This is a genomic window from Actinobacillus equuli (assembly GCF_900636745.1).
Lineage (GTDB): Bacteria > Pseudomonadota > Gammaproteobacteria > Enterobacterales > Pasteurellaceae > Actinobacillus > Actinobacillus equuli.
This window is the reverse complement of the sequence record NZ_LR134310.1, coordinates 1,755,245-1,774,786: the sequence shown is the minus strand read 5'-3', so window position 1 is coordinate 1,774,786 and position 19,542 is coordinate 1,755,245. Positions and strand designations below refer to the sequence as shown.

Here is a 19,542-nt window from a genome sequence, read left to right as displayed (position 1 = left end):
TAAAATCAGCCGTTTTAGTCAAATTCCCAGTATTAAAAAAATCACTTGACTTATCATTTTTATACTAGTTTAATAGTACAAAATTAAAAATAAAACAAGGAATCGTGAAATGAATCTAAATACTCAGCAAACACAACTTCCCTATTATGAAGATACAACCGTAGCGTTTTATCACCTATGCGATAATAAACCACATACACTTTTATTAGACTCAGCAGAAATCCACAGTAAAAATAGCTTAAAAAGCCTATTATTCGCCCAATCCGCATTACATATTTATTGCGATGCTCAAACCGTCACTTTTGAGGCGTTAACTGAAAACGGTAAAGCTGTACTTCCCCATATTCAAGCAGCGCTTGCTCAGTTATCTCCGGCTCCAAATTGCAAAGTTTCAACGGAATTTAACCGCTTGTCGGCAACCTTTCCACCCATTGCACAAAATTTAGATGAAGACAGCAAACTTAAAACCAGCACCGTGTTTGACGGTTTACGTTGTGTGAGCCAACTTTTTGCCGATAAAGCGAATCCGATCTATTTAGGCGGTTTATTTAGCTACGATTTGGTTGCCCATTTTATTCCGATGGACGGCATTCAATTACAAGATGATGGCTTACGTTGCCACGATTACAGCTTCTATCTTGCCGAACAATTAGTGTTTATTGACCACCAAAAACAGGAATCAGTGTTGCACACTTTCTGCTTCGATGAAACCCAACAAAGTCGCTTACAGCAACAAGCGGTCGAATTTAGCCAAATTCTTGCAAAATATCAGCCTTGTGAATTGCGTTTACCGATTCAAGCGGCAAGTGGTGAAGTAAAAACTAATATTGAAGATGAAGACTTTAAACAGATCGTTCAAAAACTCAAACATCATATTCATATCGGTGATGTGTTCCAAATTGTGCCTTCACGCCGTTTTAGCTTACCTTGCCCAAATATTTTAGCCGCTTATCGTCAGCTCAAAATCAATAATCCAAGCCCGTATATGTTCTTTATGCAAGGCGAGAACTTTACTTTATTCGGTGCATCGCCCGAAAGTGCGCTGAAATATTCTCAAGCTAATCGCCAATTAGAAATCTATCCGATTGCCGGCTCTCGTCCACGTGGCTTTGATGCTAATGGCAATATCGATCCGGAATTGGATTCACGCTTAGAATTGGAATTGCGTTTAGATCAAAAAGAATTGGCAGAACATTTAATGTTGGTCGATCTGGCTCGTAATGATGTCGCTCGTGTTTGCCAAGCCGGTACACGTAAAGTGGTTGATCTGATGCAAATCGATCGCTATTCACAAATTATGCACCTTGTCTCTCGAGTGGTTGGCACATTGCGTACCGATTTAGATGCACTACATGCTTATCAGGCGTGTATGAATATGGGGACTTTAACCGGTGCGCCTAAAATTAAAGCGATGCAGTTAATCTATCAAGTGGAACAACAAAAACGCCATAGCTACGGCGGTGCGGTCGGTTACTTAACTTCGCACGGCGATTTAGACACCTGTATTGTGATCCGCTCCGCATTCGTACAAAGCGGTATCGCTTACGTACAAGCCGGTTGCGGAGAAGTATTGGATTCGGATCCGCAATCGGAAGCGGATGAAACACGTCACAAAGCGAAAGCCGTATTAAAAGCAATCGCACAAGTGAATACTAAATAAGGACGGATAAGCTATGGCACATATTCTTTTTGTTGATAATTTTGACTCGTTTACCTACAACCTTGTCGATCAATTTCGTGAATTAGGTCATCAAGTGACGATTTTTCGTAATGATTACCCGTTAGAAGACTTTCTAAACAAAGCACAAACTACCGAAAATTGTATTGTGGCACTTTCGCCCGGCCCCGGCACACCGGCAGAAGCCGGCAATATGTTAGCAATTATTAAACAGCTCAAAGGCGTTGTACCGATGATTGGTATTTGTTTGGGTCATCAAGCAATTATCGAAGCATTAGGCGGACGTATCGTGCATACCGGTACCGTTTTACACGGCAAAGTGTCTAAAATTGAACACGATAACCAAGCAATGTTCCACGGCATCAATAACCTGATGCCGGTTGCCCGTTACCATTCATTGATGGGGGATAATCTACCGGATGAATTAGAAATCAATGCTCGCTTTAATAATATCGTGATGGCGGTTCGCCACAAACAATTACCGATTTGCGGTTTTCAATTTCATCCTGAATCCATCCTGACCGTAGAAGGTACCAAATTATTAAAACAATCTGTCGAATGGTTGCTTTCCACACAACATTAAGCAAAAAAATTTAGAAAAATAACCGCTTATCAGCATAACAAAAACAGGATAACACTATGCAACTCGACAACATTCTTAGCCAATTATTTGAAAATAAAATACTCACAAAAGTAGAATCGCAATACTTTTTTGAACAAGTGATTCAAGGTAACCTTTCTAACGAACAACTCGCCGGCGCATTAATTGCGTTAAAAGTACGAGGCGAAACAATCGAGGAAATCACCGGAGCAGTTGAGGCCGCATTCGCCAATGCAACCGCATTCCCAACTCCCGATTATGCTTTTGCCGATATTGTCGGAACCGGTGGTGATGGACAAAACACAATCAATATATCTACCGCCAGTGCGATTGTAGCGGCGACCTTAGGCTATAAGGTAGCAAAACACGGTAGCCGTAGCGTTTCCAGTAAAACCGGCGCCAGCGATGTGCTATCCGCATTAGGGATTAATGTGGCGATTTCACCCCAAACCGCACGCCAAGCGTTAGATGAAAATAATCTCTGTTTCTTATTTGCACCGCTTTACCACGCCGGTTTTAAACACGCCGTACCGGTACGCCAAGCGTTGAAAACTCGCACGCTATTTAATATTTTAGGACCGTTAGTCAATCCGGCGCACGCTAAACGCCAATTACTCGGCGTTTATTCACCGGATGTGTTAAAAATTTATGCGGAAACGGTACGCACCTTAAATCATCAACATTCGATTGTGGTGTACGGTTCCGGTTTAGATGAAGTGGCGGTACACGACGAAACTTTAGTGGCTGAAATTGAACAAGGCGAAATCCATTATTTCACACTGACACCGGAGGATTTTGGGATTCAACGCCATTCAATTGAGGCATTAAAAGGTGGTGAGCCGGCTGAAAATGCAAAAAAAATTACCGCTTTATTACAAGGCAAAGGCGAAGCGGCACATATTGATGCGGTTGCGGTAAATACCGCTATGCTTATACGTACTTTCGGCGAACGAGATTTAAAAGCCAACGTACAACGTGTCAAAGACTTGCTGAGAACAGATAAAGCCTATCAGACCTTGCAAAATCTCGCCCAATACCAGTAACATATCGCCCACATTTGTGGGCTTTTTTATAGGAATAAACAGTTGAAAAAAAGTATTTACGATACCCCGATTTTCTTTGAACGTTATCAACAATTACGTGAAAACCCAATCAGTATGAATGAAGTGGTGGAAAAGCCGACTATGTTTTCACTTTTACCGGATCTTACCAATAAAAAAGTGTTAGATTTGGGCTGCGGTACCGGGGTGCATTTGGCGCATTATTTAGAATTAGGTGCGAGTAAAGTTGTCGGGCTGGATTTATCGGAACTAATGCTAAAACAAGCGGAAAGCTGTTTAGCAAAAAATTGGCAAAAATCGACCGCTTTCTCACTGCACTGCTTGCCAATGGAACAATTAGATAAAATTCCAGAAGATAATTTTGATGTGGTCACCAGCTCGTTTGCGTTCCATTATATTGAGGACTTTGCCGATTTACTTGCAAAAATTTCCGCAAAAATGACCGCTTGCGGTACACTGATTTTTTCCCAAGAACACCCGATTGTCACTTGCTATAAAGACGGCTATCGTTGGGAGAAAAATGAGCAAAAACAACAAGTTGCTTATCGTTTAAATTATTATCGAGATGAGGGTGAGCGAGACAGAAGTTGGTTCCAACAAGCATTCAAAACCTATCATCGCACCATGGCAACAATCTGCAATCAGCTGATTCAAGCCGGTTTTGAAATCGTTCAAATGGAAGAGCCAATGCTGGCGAATCAACCGCAATGGCATACCGAATTTAAAGATCTACAACATCGTCCGCCATTACTGTTTATTAAAGCGGTTAAGAAAGGTTAACCGGTACTTTGCGTTGCTCGGTGGTTGTTTTGCCGCCGAGCTGCGTTAATAACAACTCCACCGCCCATTTTCCCGCCTGGGGATAACCAAAATCCAGCGTAAGCAAGTTGGTTGCAAAACACTGCAATAATACATTTTGCCCGATACAAGCAAGCGGTAAATTTTGCTGATTTTCTTGCAAATATTTTAATGCACTAATCGCTAGCGAGCTGCTGGCGCACAATATCGCTGATACCGGTTTACGCATTAATTTCGGCATCTGCAAATAACCGCTTTCAATCGTCAATTCCGCTTCCACTAAATTAGCGGGAATCTGATGAGAATCACAGAAAGCCAAATAACTACGATTGCGATCATGACCGGTTGTTTCATCTTGATCATTTACGCCTAAATAGGCAATGTTGCGATGCCCCTGCTGATACAATTTCGTCATTAATGCACTAATCGCATTCTCATCATCATAATATACCGCCGGAATATTAGGATAAGCTCGTGCAACTGTCACCAGTGAACCTCGCCATTGCTGAACAATTTCAAGTGAAAGTTGTGAAAAACCAAATAGAATAACACCATCCACCTGACGTTGACGGAATAATTCAAAATGGCGAGTTACTAATTCAGGTTGAAATTGGCTCTCAACAATCAGAGGAGTAATATTTTTAGCGTATAGCTGCTGTAAAATCGTGCTTAAAGTTTGAGATTCAGCAGTGGAGTTAAGGCGTGTAACAATAATACCAACAACGGGAGACGATGCTCCTCGCATTGCTCTGGCGCTTTGATTGGGCTGGAATCCTAATTCATCAATGACTGCTTGCACTCGTTCTCGAGTCTGAACACTCACCTTAGGGTCATTATTCAGCACTCGAGACACAGTGGATTTACCGACATTACAACGTGCGGCAATATCTTTAATCGTTAATTTCATTAGGATACAGGTAGTTGGAAAACAGGAGTAGGATCAGATTCCGGTAAGACTTCCTTCTCCGGATTTTCTAATTCTTCCTTCGTTGGTTCTGTCTTCTGCTCGACCGGCTGAGGTTCTGCTTCTGGCGTTGCTGGTGTTTCAGTTTTTTCTTGAATCGGTTCTACAACTGTTTCGGGAACTGCTACCGCTGTTTTATTTTGTGTTTTTTCAACTTCACTATTTGCCGGTTTAACTTCTGCAACTTTTGCAATATCTACTTTTTTAGTCGATTTCGGTGACTCCAATTTTGTCGATTGTGACTCAGAATCCACCGCTTGCTCGGTTGATGCCGGCTGATCTGTTAATTCAGCTTTGGTTGATAATTTCTGTTGTTTCGGTTCAATTGAAATTTCTTCTAAACTTTGACGATATTCTGCTGACTGGTGTACTTCTTGCTCTGCACCTTCTACTTTCTTAGCGATTAGCTTATAGCTGAACTCAACTTTCGGATCTAACCAAATAGCCAGCATTGCATCATTAAATTCTGCGTTAAAATCCTGCTCAATCACCTGATCATTTAATACAAAATAACCTCGATCAGCTAACGCAATATAGCTTAATGCATCATCCGGTTTTAAATCCGGTAAGATTTTACGAAGACGATCGATCACTTCATCTTGTTCAGGAAGCGTAATACCCAAATTAGCCCATGATTTCGCCACTGAAATCGCAAAATCTCGCCCATCAACCGGCTTACTGTATTTCAATGTCAACATGACCGGACGCTCTGTATTTTTATATTCGCCCGTTTCTGTAAATAGGGAAATATTATAAATTTTGAACGGTCCCCAAGTGTAATCCACATCATTGATTTTTTCCCACTTAGCAACCGCAGTGCTGCTCAATACTGCGAAGAAAAAAGATAAGAGAGCTTTGTAGCGCATTATTATTGTCCCCACTAAACAAAAGAGGCTGTATTATACCTGAGCCAAATATAGAGTAAATTCATCAATCTCTGTTTCACGAAAATTTTGTGATCGACTTCAAAGATTTAAAATAAAGTTATCCCAACTTAGCTAAAAAAGAGTAGTATCAAGTTAAACCTAAGGTTCAACTAAGACATTATAGGAGTTGTATATGTTCCCAGAATTTCGTGAGCTAATCACCAAATTAAAAAATAGCGACGCTCATTTTACTCGCTTATTTGAGAGACATAATGAGCTAGACCAACGTATTAAAAACATGGAGTCAAATATAGAGCTTGCAACCAATGATGAAGTAGAATTACTCAAAAAAGAGAAATTACATATAAAAGATGAGCTTTATGCTATTTTAAAGAAAAAATCAGCTTAATAAATTAATCACAGTGCCCACCTTTAAAAGGTGGGCATTTTAATAGCCATTGAATTTCAATAGTTATCAAAAACAAAAAAACCCAGCCTAAGCTGGGTTTCTCGATAATCAAAAGATTATTCAGCAACTACGTTAACAGTTACAGTTGCATTCACTTCAGCGTGTAAGTGAACTTTAACTTCGTGTTCACCAGTTGTGCGAAGTGGACCTTCACCTAAACGAACTTCTGATTTAGCTACTTCAACGCCTGCTGCTGTTAATGCATCAGCGATATCTTTTGCAGAGATAGAACCGAATAAACGACCATCATCACCTGCTGTTGCAGATACTGATACTGCTGCGATTTCAGCAATTTTAGCTGCACGAGCTTGTGCTGCTGCTAATGCCGCTGCCGCTTTTGCTTCTAATTCAGCACGACGTGCTTCGAAGTGAGCGATGTTTGCTGCTGTTGCCATAACCGCTTTACCTTGTGGGATTAAGAAGTTACGTGCAAAACCTGATTTAACAGTTACTTGGTCGCCCACAGAACCTAAGTGAGCAACTTTATCTAATAAAATAACTTGCATTGTACTCGACCTCTCTATTACTGATGGTTGTCAGTGTATGGAAGTAACGCTAAGTAACGAGCGCGTTTGATTGCGCGAGCTAATTGACGTTGATACTTCGCACGAGTACCAGTGATACGGCTAGGAACAATCTTGCCGCTTTCAGAAATGTAGTTCTTTAATGTAGCGATATCTTTGTAATCGATCTCAACAACATTTTCCGCTGTGAAACGGCAGAACTTACGACGACGGAAATAACGTGCCATTTGGCTTCTCCTGATCTATAAATTCAATATGTTCGGCGTGAACGACTAATTGGCTTAAACCGTTATAGTCTTTGTGAGTATGGATAAATCCGTGAACTCTAATTTTATCGCCGAGCTTTATTTGTTGGGTTATTAAACTAAATTGACTGCCATTTAAAACCACTTGGATTTTACACCACGCTTGACGTTCTAAATTTACTTCAGTCTGGATTGAACGATGTTCAAGCCAAAAACGATAATTCGGAACCCCTAACGGGTTTTGGCTTTGCTTAACCATTGAAGCGACCGAACCGCTCAAAATTAAGCAATTATCAATTGGCGAATTACTCGCCAGCTTCCTCTGATTCAACTTCAGCTACCGCTTCAGCAACTTTGCTTTCTTTCGCTTTCACCATTGGTGAAGCTTCAGTTACTGCCGCTTTAGTGTGAACGATTAAGTTACGAAGAACTGCATCGTTATAACGGAAGTTAGTTTCTAACTCGTCGATTACACTTTGAGGTGCTTCTACATTCATTAACACGTAGTGTGCTTTGTGAAGTTTGTTGATTGGGTATGCTAATTGACGACGACCCCAATCTTCTAAGCGATGAACTTGACCGCCAGCTTCTTTTACAGATGCTGTGTAACGCTCAATCATTGCTGGTACTTGTTCGCTTTGGTCCGGGTGAACCATAAAAACGATTTCGTAGTGACGCATTGACTATCCTTACGGGTTAGCAGCCTCCAACTTTAGCCAGTCACCAACTTGTGGAAGCAAGGATTAAAAAACAAATGTGACTGAACGGCGGAATTATACGTAAACTTGTTGGTTTTGCAAGCAAAATTTATTGTTAATGCTGTCTTTTAAGCATAATTTAATAATGTGATTTATCACTTAAATATGAAAATAGGTTTTATCAGATAAAAATACGAATAATAGTTCAGTATTTTGTGATCTTCTAGTACAATTGCGCAAACGTTTGCTTTTGTTAATTTATAAGGAATCCAAATGAATGTATTAATTATTGGTAACGGTGGTCGTGAACACGCTTTAACTTGGAAAGTTCGTCAATCGCTTTTAGTCAAAAAAGTTTTTGTCGCACCGGGGAATGCCGGTACCGCACTGGAAGAAGGTATCGAAAATGTGGCAATCGCCGCAACCGATGTTCCTGCATTAGTGGCTTTTGCGAAAGAAAACCAAATTGGCTTAACGATTGTTGGACCGGAAGCACCGCTCGTTATCGGTGTAGTTGATGCATTCCGTGCGAACAACTTAAAAATCTTTGGACCTACCCAAGCTGCCGCACAATTAGAAGGTTCAAAAGCATTTACTAAAGATTTCTTAGCCCGTCATCAAATTCCAACTGCTGAATATCAGAACTTCACAGAAGTTGAGCCGGCACTAGCTTATTTAAAACAAAAAGGTGCGCCGATTGTAATTAAAGCGGACGGTTTAGCTGCCGGTAAAGGCGTAATTGTTGCAATGACGCTCGAAGAAGCGGAAGAAGCGGTAAAAGATATGCTGTCAGGCAATGCATTCGGTGACGCCGGTAGCCGTGTGGTTATCGAAGAATTTTTAGACGGTGAAGAAGCAAGCTTTATCGTGATGGTAGACGGTAAAAACGTTGAGCCGATGGCAACCAGTCAAGATCACAAACGTGTTGGCGAAGGTGATAAAGGTTTAAATACCGGTGGTATGGGCGCTTATTCACCGGCACCGGTTGTCACACAAGAAATTCATAATCGTGTTATGCAAGAAGTCATTTACCCAACAGTAAGAGGTATGGCGGCAGAAGGTAATCCATATACCGGTTTCCTCTATGCAGGTTTAATGATTATGCCGAACGGACAACCTAAAGTGATCGAATTCAATTGCCGCTTTGGTGATCCGGAAACACAACCGATTATGATGCGTTTAGAATCGGATCTTGTGCAACTTTGTTTAGCCGCTTGCGATGAGAAACTTGATACGATTAAATCGAAATGGTGTGAACAAGCGGCATTAGGTATCGTGTTAGCTGCTGAAGGCTATCCGGGCGATTATCGTAAAGGTGATGAAATCAGCGGTATTCCAACCCAAGCACAAAAATCACAGAAAGTCTTCCTTGCCGGTGTTGAGCAAAAAGACGGTAAATTAGTGACAAACGGTGGTCGTGTTTTATGTGCAACCGCATTAGGTCATTCTGTATTTGATGCGCAGCAGCAAGCCTTAAAACTTGCCGAACAAATTCAATGGCAAGGTCGTTTCTATCGCCGTGATATTGGCTACCGTGCCGTAGCAAGAGAAAAAGCATAATTTGCTTTTAGACTCATAGCAAAAAATCAAGCGGTCTAATTTGTAAAATATTTTGCAAATTAGACCGCTTGTTATTAGCTAGCTAAGAATATTAGCGATGAGCATTTTTCTCTAATTGCGTCCAATTATAGAAACCGTAAAGCGAGTTAAGCAGATATGCACCATACATTAAATACATCGCCGGTGTTTCCGCCCATAAAGCGATTGATAACACATTAAGTACAATCCACAATAACCATTGTTCACGATAACGTAAAATCATCAGTAATTGTGCCGCCACCGTGGTGATAGTTGTCACTCCATCTAAGCCGGTTGAACTACCGCCCGCTGCTTTAAGTGCTTGAATAAAAAGTAAAGTACCGATACTAATCGTTGCTAATAATACGATCCAACCTTTGACAGTTAACGATTTAGCAATCACCGCACCACCGCCTTGGCTGTCTTTTTGCATATTCGCTTGCCAAACGAAGTAACCGATAAATTGTGCCGGTAAATAAACATAAAGTACGCTATTCATTTCACCGATAAAATTATTGCCCCACGCCACATAAAAGTAGGTGTAAGCGAAAATCAATCCGAATAAATAGTTACTCACTTTACCTTTACTCACCAACACGACACAGATGATACCGGCAATCCCCGAAATCATTGCCAAAATAGAATCCGGCGCTTGTACATAAGCCCAAACTTGTGCGGCAATAAAGGCTACAAGCCAAATAACTTCAAAAGGTTTCCAACCGGAAAGTTCTTGCTTAATAAAATTTGAAACGTTTTGTGTATTCATATGACCTCCAATGTAATGATACTGAGGAAAGTGTAAGTCAAATTAGCATAGAATGTAAAATATAAATTACATTCTCATGCATCAGATAAAAAAATAGGACTGTCTAGACAACAGTCCTATTTCGATTACAGATTATTTAAACGCACATCAATTAACACTTTATCTTGTGCCGGTGCAATCTCTTTTGCTTTTTCATAAGCGCTCTTTGCAGCATCTTTATCGCCTTTAGCAACAAGAATATCACCGCTTAACACAAGCTTACGTTGTTCCCACACTTGATCTTGGATCTGAGCGAGCATTGCTAACGCCTGATCGTAATGTTTTAGCTGGTAATCCACCGCAGCTAAACGGAAACGAATTACTGTTTGTAATGTTGAATCACTTGTTATCGCCAATGCGTTCTCTAATACACTTTTCGCACGAGCAAAATCCGCTTTATCAACGGCTTGTTTTGCTTCTTCTAACTGTGCGAAAACGGCATAACTTGAATCTTTATGATCCGCGATAAACTTTTCTACAAGCGGTGCATTTTTGCTCGGATCTTGCAAATAACTTTCCATAATATTTTGGTAAGTTGCAGAAGTTTGTTGTGCCGTTTCAATTTGGTGATTTTTCCAAAAATTCCAACCGAAAGTTGCAGCACAGGCAATAATGATCGCAACCAAAATCGGTGTACCATTTTCTTTAAACCAGCCTTTTGCCTCTTCAAACTGCTGCTCTTCCGTTTTATTTAAATAATCGCTCATAATAATGATTTCTCCATTTACCCCAAACGGGGGAATAACTTAAAAACGTTTAGTAAGTTCTGAAATAAGATCTGCTTGTGCAATAGTAATTTGTTCCGCACCGCTTTGTAGATCTTTTACAACCACTTTTTGCTCAGCGACTTCGCTTTCACCGATAACTAATGCGATTTGTGCTTCTACTTTATCTGCACGCTTGAATTGCTTTTTGAAATTACCGCCGGAGCAATGTGTCATCACGCGTAATTGCGGTAATTCCGTACGAATTTGTTCTGCAATTTGGAAAGCATTTAAAGTTGCGCCTTCGCCTGAATAAACTACATACACATCAACTGCTTTCGGTAAGCTGATCTCTTTATTCACTTCTTGAACAAGTAGAACTAAACGCTCTAAGCCCATTGCAAAACCAACACCTTGCGTTGCGTGGCCGCCAAGCTGTTCAACCAAGCCGTCATAACGACCACCGCCACATACCGTGCCTTGAGAACCTAATGCTGAAGTTACCCACTCAAACACGGTTTTATTGTAGTAATCTAAACCACGTACCAGTTTTGGATTAACTTCATAAGCAATACCCATTGCGTCTAATAGACTACAAAGCTGCGCAAAATGTTCACGACTGTCATCATCCAGGTAATCTAATAATTTCGGTGCGTCATTCAGTACTTCTTGTAACGCTTGGTTTTTGGTATCAAGAATACGTAACGGATTTTTAACTAAACGCTCTTTTTCTTCATCACTCATTAAAGCGGTATGATTTTCCAAGAATTTTACCAATGCCGAACGATAATTCGCGCGTGCTTCAAGCGAACCAATTGAGTTTAGTTGTAAAGAAACGTGTTGATCGATACCCAATTCTTTCCATAAACGCGCAGTTAAAATAATGAGTTCCGCATCAATTTCCGGATTTGGAATACCAAAAATTTCTACACCGGCTTGGTGGAATTGACGATAACGACCTTTTTGCGGACGCTCGTGACGGAACATTGGTCCCATATACCATAAGCGTTGTTCATTATTATAGATCCAGCCACGTTCAATCGCTGCACGTACACAACCGGCAGTACCTTCCGGACGAAGAGTTAATTGTTCGTCATTATCCCAGAATGTGTACATTTCTTTTGAAACCACATCCGTTACTTCGCCAATCGCACGTGCGAAAAGCGGCGTACTTTCTACAATCGGCATACGCACTTCAGAATAGCCATAACCGGCTAATACATTACGTACTTTATTTTCAATCCACTGCCATAATGGTGATTCTGTTGGGGAGCAATCGTTCATCCCACGAATTGCTTGAATATTTTTAGCCACTTTATTTTCCTTTTATTACGCTAAAACCACGGACAACACAAAATAGTACGGCTGGTAAATTTTTGAAGAAAATTGACCGCTTGTTTTGCACAATATCCGTAAAACCTGTGTAACCCGTGGTTACTAAAATTAAATTTGTTCGATTTGAATTCGATTGTGTTGCTCTGCAACACGAGCACGAATTTTAGCTTCTAGTTGATCGATTAATTTCTCATTATCGAAACGCTCTTTTTGGCGCACGCCATCAAGATAGAAACCGCTCATTTTATTGGAACCGGTGACACCGAGATCCGATACAAGCGCTTCACCCGGGCCGTTTACCACACAACCGATAATAGAAACATCCATTGGAGTTAAGATATCTTCTAAACGTTGTTCTAACGCATTCACTGTTGCAATCACATCAATTTCTTGGCGTGAGCAAGTAGGGCAAGCGATAAAGTTAATACCGCGAGAACGAATACGTAACGATTTTAAAATATCGAAACCGACTTTGACTTCTTCAACCGGATCAGCGGCAAGAGACACACGTAATGTATCACCGATACCTTCCGAAAGTAATAAACCTAAACCAATTGCCGATTTAACCGAGCCGGCACGCGCGCCACCCGCTTCGGTAATACCTAAATGCAACGGCTGTACGATTTGTTTTGCTAAAAGGCGGTAAGATTCAACCGCTAAAAATACATCGGATGCTTTTACACTCACTTTAAAATTATCAAAGTTAAAGCGGTCTAAAATATCTACGTGACGTAATGCCGATTCTAATAACGCTTGCGGAGTCGGCTCACCGTATTTCTCTTGTAAATCACGTTCAAGTGAACCGGCATTTACGCCGATTCGAATCGGAATATTTTTATCTTTCGCACAATCTACCACTGCACGAATACGATCTTCATTACCAATATTACCCGGATTGATACGCAAACAATCAACACCGTATTCCGCCACTTTTAAAGCGATACGATAATCGAAATGAATATCCGCCACGAGCGGTACATTCACTTGTTGTTTAATCACTTTAAATGCCTCTGCCGCATCCATTGTCGGCACGGAAACACGTACGATATCCGCCCCGACACGCTCAAGTGATTTAATCTGTGCAACCGTTGCTTCGACGTCAGTTGTACGGGTATTTGTCATCGATTGTACCGAAATCGGCGCATCACCACCGACTGCGACATTACCAACCCAAATTTTCTTCGATTCACGACGTTTAATTGGCGATTGATGAATTGACATTTCCAATCCTTATTGTGCTAAAGGTAAACGAATTCGAGCTACACGACCATCAATTTTTAATGGTACTTCTTGACCTTTATAGTAAAGTTTTACATTTGCCGGAGCGCCAATCGTTAAACGGTATTGTTCGTTACCGTTAAAGGTTAACACTTCTCCGTTGCTATATAATTTTTCCGCTAAGCTTCTTTTGCTTTTGGTATTTTTTACGGTAATCCAGCTTTCTTTGCCAATGACTTCAATACGTAATTCATCATTACCGATCGCCGTTTGCTCACTTGCTTCCTCAGTCAAACCTGCTTCAGGGTTAGTTTGTTGTAATACGTTAACCGCTTCTGTAGGTTGTTCTACCGGCGCAATTGCCTCAGATTGAACGGTTACCGGCGCATTCTCAACAACCGGCGTACTTACTACCGGCGCTGTAACTTCAGGCACCTTGGTTTCTTCTACCGCTGGAATAACTTGCTCAATCGGCTGAACTGACTGTGGTGCTACTGGTTGCGGAGCCACTGTCACCGGAACTGATGAAACCGGTGCAATTTCTGCAGGAGTAGAACTAATCACGAATTGATCACGATTTTCTTGTTCTTTTTGATAATCTTGCCACCACCAAAGTAACGTCATCCCTGCTGCGGCTAATAATACCAGTACGGTTAAATACTTCATCCATTGTGTTTGTGACTTTTGCACTGCTTTTGGCGAAGGCGTTTTAACCGCTTCTTTTGGAATAATCACTTCACCATAATTAACGCTTGAAACTAATTCTTCCGGTAAACGAAGAAAACGTAAATAATTACGCACATAACCACGTACGAAAGTCGGTGCTACATTTTGTAAAATGAAAATATCATTCTCTAATGCTTCAATATGTGATTTTTTCAAATTTGTTTTTTTAGCAACATCTTCAATACTTAAATTTAAGGCTTCACGTGCTTGTTTTATTCTTTGCCCCAGTGAACGAACATCTTGATTTTCTTGCGTCGGATTAATTGATTCAGTCATAGCTAAGCTCTTAGTTAAAAATTACAAAAAATTATTCGAAAGTTTAAAGATGTAACGCTTGTTTTGCAATCTTAACAAGCAAATTCAGACAAATTTTTTTTAACAAGCGGTTAAATTCAGTCATTTTTTTGCAAATCTTAAAATAAATTTAAACTTCTCTGACATAAACCAAAGTTTATCGAAACAATACGGCGTAAAATAACGTTTGAGTTGTTTTATCAAAAGCAACGGCTTTTCTCAAAATAGATTTACATATGGTATTCGCAATGATTTCCGAAAGAAATAAAGAACGATTGTTTAAGCAAAATTTTGCCTCCGGTTTAGTTGTATTTTTAGTCGCTTTACCTTTATGTTTAGGTATTGCGCTTGCATCGGGCGCTCCACCATTGTCGGGGATTATTTCGGGAATTATCGGCGGTATCGTCATTGGTTTTCTGAGCACATCACATATTAGTGTTGCCGGGCCTGCGGCCGGGTTAGTTGCCATTGTTCTGGCGGCGATTAATCAACTCGGTAGCTTCGAACTGTTCTTGTGTGCCGGTATTGTAGCGGGTGCTATTCAGCTCTCGCTCGGTTTTTTGCGTGCCGGTAGCATTACCAACTATATACCGGTAGCGGTTATTGAAGGGATGTTAGCCGGGATCGGTATTCTGATTATTTTCTCGCAACTGCCCTATGCGTTAGGCAATAAACAGGTTTTCGCAGAACTGACTCAACACCATTTAAATATTCATTTAGGCGCATTACTGATTGCGCTTATTTCACTGTTTATTATGTTGGCTTGGGATAGTTCCCCTCGTTTGAAACAATTAAAAATGTTACCTTCCGCACTTGTTGCCGTTATCGTCAGTATCGGTATTAACCAACTATTTATCGCAACTAGTAGCCATTTAGCTATTCCGGCTAATCAGCTCGTGCAATTACCGATTGCTCAAAATTGGCAAGAAATGCGCCATTTAGTCCGCTTGCCTGATTTTAGCGGTTTTGGCTCATCTGTCGTATGGGTAACCGGTGCAACCATGGCAATAGTAGCCTCAATCGAAACTTTACTATCGATTGAAGCCGCCGACCGTTTAGACAGCAAACGCCGCATTACCGATACTAATCAAGAATTACGTGCCCAAGGCGTAGGGAACATCGTCTCTTCCGTATTAGGCGGCTTGCCGATTACCGCAGTAATCGTGCGTTCTTCTGCAAATGCCAATGCCGGTGCAACCCATAAACTCTCCAGTATTATTCATGGTATTTTGCTGTTTGTTTGTGTCTTGGCAATTCCGAGCATTTTAAATCAAATTCCGTTAGCAACTTTATCTGCAGTATTAATTTTGGTCGGTTATAAATTGGCTCGCCCAACTATTTTTAAACACTTTTGGCACAAAGGAATTTATCAATTTATTCCGTTTGTTGCGACAGCGGCGGCAGTGGTGGCGTTTGATTTACTCAAAGGGGTCGGATTGGGCCTAGTGATTAGTATTATCTTTTTATTACAAGGTAATATGAAGCGAGCTTACTACTTAAGTCGTGAAGAATTGGAAGACGCAAGCTACATCAAAATGCAACTTTCCGAAGAGGTTTCTTTCTTAAATAAAGCGGCAATTAAAAAGACTTTAAAAAATATTCGCCCGAATTCCAAAGTGATTATTGACGCCTCTCGTACATCTTATATCGCTTCAGACGTATTAGAATTGATTGAAGATTTCGCCAATATTACCGCACGAGAAAATCATATTCGTGTTTATTTAAAAGGCTTTAAATCCGATTACAATAACCAAGAAATCGACCACGCCAGCCACGTCAAAGTGGAACACGGTAGCCGAATTTAGATAAACACTGAATCTGAACCACGGAAAACACCGAATACACAGAATAAAAGGGAATTGCCGTGCGTAGGCTGCAAATAAACAAGCGGTCTGATTTTGCAAGAATTTTACCAAATCAGACCGCTTGTTCTTATCCAAATATCAATTCAATTACGCACCTAAATTTACTTTAGCCGCTTCAATCGCTTCACGTACACGTTCCGGATTCACCCCGCCTTTCGCACTACGTTTTTCTAAACAGGATTCTAACGAAAGAATCGGGTAAACGTCTTCATCGATCACTGGGTGGAACTGTTTAAATTCCGTCACGCTTAATGCTTCTAACGGTTCACGTTTGCTGATCGCATAGACTACCGCTTCACCTACAATATGATGCGCTTCACGGAATGGAATGCCCTTCGCCACTAAATAATCCGCAAGCTCGGTCGCATTCGAATAACCTTGCTGCGCCGCTTCACGAGTACGTTCCACGTTCACATTGATATCTTCAAGCACTAAGGCACCAATCTCTAAACAAGCCTGCCAGGTTTCCATCGCATCAAAAATGCCTTCTTTGTCTTCTTGCATATCTTTATTATATGCAAGCGGTAAGCCTTTTAAGGTGGTGAGCAAGCCTGATAATGCGCCAAATACACGTCCTGATTTACCACGAATTAATTCGCACGCATCCGGATTTTTCTTTTGCGGCATTAATGAAGAACCAGAGGTGACACGATCCGATAATTCCAAGAATGCCGATTCACCGCTATTGAAGAAAATGAGATCTTCAGCAAAACGTGATAAATGCACCATACTGATCGAGGCGGTTGAAAGTAGTTCCAACACGTGGTCACGATCCGAAACCGAATCCAAACTGTTACGTGTACCGATCGCAAAACCGAGATCCTGCGCAAGTACATCACGATCGATTGAATACGCCGTGCCGGCTAATGCGCCTGAACCTAACGGACAAGTGTGCATCCGTTTATAAGCATCGGTTAAACGGCTGAAATCACGTTCTAACATTTCGTAATACGCCATACACCAATGGGCAAAAGTAATCGGCTGCGCACGTTGTAAATGGGTGTAGCCCGGCATTACCGCATTTTGATTTGTTTCGGCGGTTTCGACCAATTTGTGCTGTAAGTTACGGATACGCTCTTGCAATACGACCGCCTGAACCTTACACCACATTTTCATATCCACCGCAACTTGGTCGTTACGGCTACGACCGGTGTGGAGTTTTTTACCTAAATCACCGACTTTTTCGATCAGTTTTGATTCAACCCAGCTATGAATATCTTCCGCATCATCACGTAAAATAATCGCAATATTCGGCTCGATTTCCGCACGTAATTCTTTTAACGCCGCCACTAATTGTTGGTGTTCTTGCTCGGTTAAAATGCCAACCGAAGTAATCGCTTTCGCCCAACCGATTGAACCGTCAATATCTTGTAATGCTAAACGATAGTCAAAACGTAACGAGTCATTGAAAAATTTAAATTTTGCATCAGCTTCTTGTTTAAAACGTCCACCCCAAAGTGCCATATTGTGTTCCTTTTCGCTTCTTTAATCTTACTAAAAGATGTCCTGTACATCTGAATAGGGATATTTTGCATAAATATGCAAAATTATTCAATAATTATTTATTGCAAGCGGTTAAATTTCCCCATTTTTTTACCATTTGTACTATTTATATACAAAGATTTATAAATGTAGGCGAGTTGGGTACAGAGATCAAGCCTTTTCGCAGTCATCTACAAAAACAAAAGCGGTGGAATTTGCAAAAAGTTTACAAATTCCACCGCTTGTTATTTAAAGAGCTAAGCGAATAAATCGTTTAAGCCTTCAATAATTGTCGGGTGAGTAAAGATCTGGTTTTTGATATAGCTTGCCGGAATTTTGTAGTCCATCGCCATTTTAAACAGATTGATGATTTCATGCGCTTCCGCACAGAATAACGTTACACCTAAAATTTCGTCCGTATCCGCATCAATAATGGCTTTCAACAAACCATCTGTTTGACCCAATACTTTGGCTTTTGGAATCATTTCGGCTTTCATTTTCTTCACAATTACATTGCGTCCCGATTTTTGTGCCGCACTTTCGGTTAAACCGATATGCGCAAACGGTGGCTCGGTAAATACCGCTGTCGGGAATACCGCACGATCATCACGGCTACGTTTACCTTCCGCAAATAATTGGTCTCGCACAATGCGGTAATCATCTAATGAAATGTAGGTAAACTGTGCTGAACCGGCAACATCACCCATCGCCCAAATATGTGATTTACCTGCAACACGTAAGTGTTCATCGGTAATGATTACACCTCGCTCATTGAGCTTAATACCGGCATTTTCAAGCGCTAAACCTTGCGTATTAGCACGGCGACCGATCGCTACTAATACTGCATCAGCAATAAATTCGCCTTGATTGGTGACTACGGTAGTCGAATCTGCATTTTCAACAAAACGTTCCGTTTGCACACCTAAATGCACTTGGATACCTTTACGATTCAATACATCAAGCATCGCTTCCGCCATATCACGATCTTCACGTGCCAAGAAAGTATCGCTATTTTCTAAAATAGTGACTTGGCTGCCAAATGCTTGATACATAAAAGCAAATTCCAATGAAATATAACCGCCGCCAACGATCACAAGGCGATCCGGACGCTCAGTTAAAGATAGAATTCCCGTACTGTCATAAATTCTCGCGCTATCCGCCCCTTCAATCGCTAAACGGTTTGAACTTGCACCGGTATTGATAAAAATTTTATCGGCACGTACTTCAAACTCGCCGTCACGACCGTTTAATAACACGGTATGTTCGTCTTTAAAACTCGCTTTGGCGGTAATAATACGCGCATTTTCAAGGCTATCTAACTTAGCAAAATTTGCCGCACGCAATTTACCGATTAAGCCGTTTTTTGCCGTCATTGACTGATTAAACACAGTGACTTTATCCGCCACATTTTGCCCTTTTAGTCCTTCTACCAATAATTTTTTAGAAGGGATACAACCGATATTGATACAAGTGCCGCCATACATTACTTCACTTTGTTCCACCAAAATTACCGACTGCCCAGCCTTAGCTAAATCCGCCGCTAGGGTTTTACCCGCTTTACCAAAACCAATGACTAAATTCTCTACTGAGAGCTGCTCCATACAATATCCTTAAATCTATCATTAAACGAA

20 protein-coding genes are annotated in these 19,542 nt (G+C 40.9%); 7 read left to right on the top strand and 13 right to left on the bottom strand.

What is annotated here, in order from left to right; genetic code table 11:
* Positions 1-109 precede the first annotated feature (109 nt).
* The 4 genes from EL121_RS08405 to EL121_RS08390 are packed head-to-tail and all read left to right on the top strand — an operon-like array spanning position 110 to position 4,120.
* Positions 110-1,660 (top strand): anthranilate synthase component 1, encoded by a 1,551-nt coding sequence (locus EL121_RS08405; protein ID WP_039196092.1) that lies wholly within the window; start codon positions 110-112, stop codon positions 1,658-1,660.
* Between the two features lie 13 nt (positions 1,661-1,673).
* A complete protein-coding gene (locus EL121_RS08400; protein WP_039196090.1) occupies positions 1,674-2,261 on the top strand; it encodes an aminodeoxychorismate/anthranilate synthase component II in 588 nt (195 codons plus the stop codon).
* Between the two features lie 56 nt (positions 2,262-2,317).
* Complete coding sequence (gene trpD, locus EL121_RS08395) at positions 2,318-3,322, top strand: anthranilate phosphoribosyltransferase (protein WP_039196088.1); 1,005 nt, start codon at positions 2,318-2,320, stop codon at positions 3,320-3,322.
* Between the two features lie 42 nt (positions 3,323-3,364).
* Positions 3,365-4,120, top strand: coding sequence for a class I SAM-dependent methyltransferase (locus tag EL121_RS08390; RefSeq protein ID WP_039196087.1), 756 nt, complete (start codon positions 3,365-3,367; stop codon positions 4,118-4,120).
* Here EL121_RS08390 and EL121_RS08385 read toward each other — a convergent pair.
* Both EL121_RS08385 and EL121_RS08380 read right to left on the bottom strand, forming a co-directional pair.
* On the bottom strand, positions 4,107-5,045 hold the full coding sequence (locus tag EL121_RS08385; protein WP_039196085.1) for a LacI family DNA-binding transcriptional regulator: 939 nt from the start codon (positions 5,043-5,045) through the stop codon (positions 4,107-4,109). The two genes, EL121_RS08390 and EL121_RS08385, sit on opposite strands and share 14 nt — an antisense overlap.
* The gene (locus tag EL121_RS08380; protein ID WP_039196083.1) at positions 5,045-5,968 is read right to left on the bottom strand and encodes a hypothetical protein; all 924 of its coding nucleotides are present in this window, start codon (positions 5,966-5,968) and stop codon (positions 5,045-5,047) included. The genes EL121_RS08385 and EL121_RS08380 overlap by 1 nt, the downstream gene beginning before the upstream one ends.
* Positions 5,969-6,161: 193 nt before the next feature.
* Here EL121_RS08380 and EL121_RS08375 point away from each other — a divergent pair, with 193 nt between their 5' ends.
* A complete protein-coding gene (locus EL121_RS08375; protein WP_014990986.1) occupies positions 6,162-6,377 on the top strand; it encodes a YdcH family protein in 216 nt (71 codons plus the stop codon).
* A gap of 116 nt (positions 6,378-6,493) precedes the next feature.
* Here the strand turns inward: EL121_RS08375 and rplI are convergent, their stop codons facing one another.
* The 4 genes from rplI to rpsF are packed head-to-tail and all read right to left on the bottom strand — an operon-like array spanning position 6,494 to position 7,886.
* Positions 6,494-6,943: a 50S ribosomal protein L9 gene (gene rplI, locus EL121_RS08370; RefSeq protein ID WP_039196081.1), complete on the bottom strand. Its 450-nt coding sequence runs from the start codon at positions 6,941-6,943 to the stop codon at positions 6,494-6,496.
* Between the two features lie 17 nt (positions 6,944-6,960).
* A complete protein-coding gene (rpsR, locus tag EL121_RS08365; RefSeq protein ID WP_005598105.1) occupies positions 6,961-7,188 on the bottom strand; it encodes a 30S ribosomal protein S18 in 228 nt (75 codons plus the stop codon).
* The gene (priB, locus tag EL121_RS08360; protein ID WP_039196079.1) at positions 7,163-7,537 is read right to left on the bottom strand and encodes a primosomal replication protein N; all 375 of its coding nucleotides are present in this window, start codon (positions 7,535-7,537) and stop codon (positions 7,163-7,165) included. Before priB ends, rpsR begins: the two co-directional genes overlap by 26 nt.
* Positions 7,512-7,886 (bottom strand): 30S ribosomal protein S6, encoded by a 375-nt coding sequence (gene rpsF, locus EL121_RS08355; RefSeq protein WP_005598107.1) that lies wholly within the window; start codon positions 7,884-7,886, stop codon positions 7,512-7,514. Before rpsF ends, priB begins: the two co-directional genes overlap by 26 nt.
* Before the next feature lie 291 nt (positions 7,887-8,177).
* On the opposite strand from rpsF, the gene purD reads away from it, so the two are divergent.
* Positions 8,178-9,464 (top strand): phosphoribosylamine--glycine ligase, encoded by a 1,287-nt coding sequence (purD, locus tag EL121_RS08350; protein ID WP_039196078.1) that lies wholly within the window; start codon positions 8,178-8,180, stop codon positions 9,462-9,464.
* Positions 9,465-9,555: 91 nt separating this feature from the next.
* On the opposite strand, the gene pnuC is transcribed toward purD, so the two are convergent.
* From pnuC to EL121_RS08325, 5 genes are all read right to left on the bottom strand, one after another.
* A complete protein-coding gene (gene pnuC / locus EL121_RS08345) occupies positions 9,556-10,248 on the bottom strand; it encodes a nicotinamide riboside transporter PnuC (protein ID WP_039196076.1) in 693 nt (230 codons plus the stop codon).
* Positions 10,249-10,373: 125 nt separating this feature from the next.
* Entirely contained in the window at positions 10,374-10,997 is a 624-nt protein-coding gene (locus tag EL121_RS08340) for a YfgM family protein (protein ID WP_197050940.1), read from the bottom strand.
* Positions 10,998-11,033: 36 nt separating this feature from the next.
* Entirely contained in the window at positions 11,034-12,305 is a 1,272-nt protein-coding gene (hisS, locus tag EL121_RS08335) for a histidine--tRNA ligase (protein WP_039196072.1), read from the bottom strand.
* A 129-nt stretch (positions 12,306-12,434) separates the two neighbouring features.
* Positions 12,435-13,547: a flavodoxin-dependent (E)-4-hydroxy-3-methylbut-2-enyl-diphosphate synthase gene (gene ispG, locus EL121_RS08330; RefSeq protein WP_039196070.1), complete on the bottom strand. Its 1,113-nt coding sequence runs from the start codon at positions 13,545-13,547 to the stop codon at positions 12,435-12,437.
* A gap of 9 nt (positions 13,548-13,556) precedes the next feature.
* Positions 13,557-14,546: a RodZ domain-containing protein gene (locus tag EL121_RS08325; protein WP_039196068.1), complete on the bottom strand. Its 990-nt coding sequence runs from the start codon at positions 14,544-14,546 to the stop codon at positions 13,557-13,559.
* A 266-nt stretch (positions 14,547-14,812) separates the two neighbouring features.
* Between EL121_RS08325 and EL121_RS08320 the strand changes: the two genes are divergently transcribed.
* Positions 14,813-16,369, top strand: a complete 1,557-nt coding sequence (locus EL121_RS08320) for a SulP family inorganic anion transporter (RefSeq protein ID WP_039198930.1) — start codon at positions 14,813-14,815, stop codon at positions 16,367-16,369.
* A gap of 147 nt (positions 16,370-16,516) precedes the next feature.
* Here EL121_RS08320 and argH read toward each other — a convergent pair whose 3' ends face one another.
* Both argH and EL121_RS08310 read right to left on the bottom strand, forming a co-directional pair.
* Positions 16,517-17,893 carry an argininosuccinate lyase gene (argH, locus tag EL121_RS08315; protein ID WP_039196066.1) on the bottom strand — a complete coding sequence of 459 codons (1,377 nt, stop codon included), beginning with the start codon at positions 17,891-17,893 and terminating at the stop codon, positions 16,517-16,519.
* Between the two features lie 275 nt (positions 17,894-18,168).
* Positions 18,169-19,512: an FAD-dependent oxidoreductase gene (locus EL121_RS08310; protein WP_039196064.1), complete on the bottom strand. Its 1,344-nt coding sequence runs from the start codon at positions 19,510-19,512 to the stop codon at positions 18,169-18,171.
* Between the last annotated feature and the right edge of the window lie 30 nt (positions 19,513-19,542).

Bases quoted from the DNA above. Each gene is read 5' to 3' on its own strand.
- EL121_RS08405 (WP_039196092.1), top strand. From the start codon at position 110: ATGAATCTAAATACTCAGCAAACACAACTTCCCTATTATGAAGATACA.
- EL121_RS08400 (WP_039196090.1), top strand. From the start codon at position 1,674: ATGGCACATATTCTTTTTGTTGATAATTTTGACTCGTTTACCTACAAC.
- trpD (WP_039196088.1), top strand. From the start codon at position 2,318: ATGCAACTCGACAACATTCTTAGCCAATTATTTGAAAATAAAATACTC.
- EL121_RS08385 (WP_039196085.1), bottom strand. From the start codon at position 5,045: ATGAAATTAACGATTAAAGATATTGCCGCACGTTGTAATGTCGGTAAA.
- EL121_RS08380 (WP_039196083.1), bottom strand. From the start codon at position 5,968: ATGCGCTACAAAGCTCTCTTATCTTTTTTCTTCGCAGTATTGAGCAGC.
- EL121_RS08375 (WP_014990986.1), top strand. From the start codon at position 6,162: ATGTTCCCAGAATTTCGTGAGCTAATCACCAAATTAAAAAATAGCGAC.
- rplI (WP_039196081.1), bottom strand. From the start codon at position 6,943: ATGCAAGTTATTTTATTAGATAAAGTTGCTCACTTAGGTTCTGTGGGC.
- rpsR (WP_005598105.1), bottom strand. From the start codon at position 7,188: ATGGCACGTTATTTCCGTCGTCGTAAGTTCTGCCGTTTCACAGCGGAA.
- rpsF (WP_005598107.1), bottom strand. From the start codon at position 7,886: ATGCGTCACTACGAAATCGTTTTTATGGTTCACCCGGACCAAAGCGAA.
- purD (WP_039196078.1), top strand. From the start codon at position 8,178: ATGAATGTATTAATTATTGGTAACGGTGGTCGTGAACACGCTTTAACT.
- pnuC (WP_039196076.1), bottom strand. From the start codon at position 10,248: ATGAATACACAAAACGTTTCAAATTTTATTAAGCAAGAACTTTCCGGT.
- ispG (WP_039196070.1), bottom strand. From the start codon at position 13,547: ATGTCAATTCATCAATCGCCAATTAAACGTCGTGAATCGAAGAAAATT.
- EL121_RS08325 (WP_039196068.1), bottom strand. From the start codon at position 14,546: ATGACTGAATCAATTAATCCGACGCAAGAAAATCAAGATGTTCGTTCA.
- EL121_RS08320 (WP_039198930.1), top strand. From the start codon at position 14,813: ATGATTTCCGAAAGAAATAAAGAACGATTGTTTAAGCAAAATTTTGCC.
- argH (WP_039196066.1), bottom strand. From the start codon at position 17,893: ATGGCACTTTGGGGTGGACGTTTTAAACAAGAAGCTGATGCAAAATTT.
- EL121_RS08310 (WP_039196064.1), bottom strand. From the start codon at position 19,512: ATGGAGCAGCTCTCAGTAGAGAATTTAGTCATTGGTTTTGGTAAAGCG.